The sequence below is a fragment of the Infirmifilum sp. genome (assembly GCF_049970975.1).
In the GTDB taxonomy this organism is placed as follows: Archaea; Thermoproteota; Thermoprotei; order Thermofilales; family Thermofilaceae; genus Thermofilum; species Thermofilum uzonense.
Genome location: NZ_JBMFLX010000203.1, coordinates 1 through 1,330 on the forward strand (window position 1 = coordinate 1; position 1,330 = coordinate 1,330).

Annotated in this window: 1 protein-coding gene; it reads right to left on the reverse strand. The window is 58.8% G+C overall.

Annotated elements, in window-relative coordinates:
• Nucleotides 1-1,283: hypothetical protein (locus ACP5KC_RS10550; protein ID WP_428287568.1), on the reverse strand; the 1,283-nt coding region annotated here is incomplete at its 3' end.
• Nucleotides 1,284-1,330: the final 47 nt, after the last annotated feature.

The following is a 1,330-nucleotide window of genomic DNA, read 5'->3' on the forward strand; positions in this document are numbered from 1 at the left end:
TCCTCCCTCAGCTGAACCGCGCTGCTAGTTTCAACGATGGGAACCTTCACCAGATCGAGCTTGACTCTGTACTCTCCGTTCACAGGGTCGTAGGGCACCACGATGATGCCGTAGCGGGAGAGGGCGGGGTCGACCTCGAGAACCGGTGTGTAGTTGACCCCGGCGAGCGAGAGGAGCAAGTAGGCGTGGTCCACCCTGAGGGGGGCCAGCGGTAGCGCCAGCGCCACCGCGCCTCCCGGCAGCGGCGGGGAGAGCTCCGGCACGTTGTACGCCTCGACCGGGCCGCTGCTGGCAACCTTCGGGAGCAGCGGCAGCAGGTGCCTCCCTACCCACCCACTCCTAACAGTGTTTGCGTCCCGTGACCAGTCGATGAACAGGTACGGCGGCCCCAGACCGTACACGTAGAAGGAGGGTAGGACGGCGCATGGATCCGTCCTGAGGAAGAAACTGGGGGGGAAGAACACGTAGTAGATGGGGGCAGCGAAGGCAGTCGCGTCCCTGCTCCTGATGGAGGGGGAGAGGATCCATCTTTCAGGCTCGTCCCAGAGGCGCGCACGGAGCTCAGCGAGCACTACCGCCTCTTCATCGCTAATTCTCCATGCTTTCCCCCCAAGACCCCAGAAGGACGTGACAACTAAAGTGTTAGGTGATAAAATTAGTATTATGAAAAGCAGCGCAGCGAGCGCCGAACGTGAAGCTCCTTCGAGCGCGCGAGACAGCACGAGCACGGTCGGAGGGGCTAGTGCCATGTAGACGAAGATAACAAACCGCTTCTCGCCCCAGTAGCCGGTCTCGATGCCCATCGTGTTCACCCAAGTGTTCAACCTGCCGAGTGCCACCGCTAGCAGGGCAAGCAGCATTAGGGCGCCAGCGATCGTCCTCTGTTTCTTCGACAGCTCGATCAGACCGATCGTCCCCAGGGGTACGCTCAGTCCGAGTAGGACGGGGTAAGTGAACCAAGGCACCGCGCCAATAGATCCTCCTGGATCAGCCTTAGAAGTTTGGAAAGAGTTTGATGGATCTAAGCTGACCAGAAGGCCTAAGAGCGTAAAGGCAGTCACAAACCAAATGGAAATATGAGCTAAATTGCAACACCGTAATTCTCTTTTTATTAACTTCGACTTTTGAATGATAATGTTAAGGAGGCGCCACCCGATCCCTCTTGCCTGCAGCGCCATTGCCAAGGCGAGCGGTGGCGCTATGAAGACCACTAGGTGAGCTAGCAGGGCGCCCTTCACCAGCTGGCCTCTTACAGAGTAGGCGCCCACTACAGCATTGGCCACCCCCCCAACGAGAGAGGCGAGCAGCACTCCGAGCGTGATCTTACTGA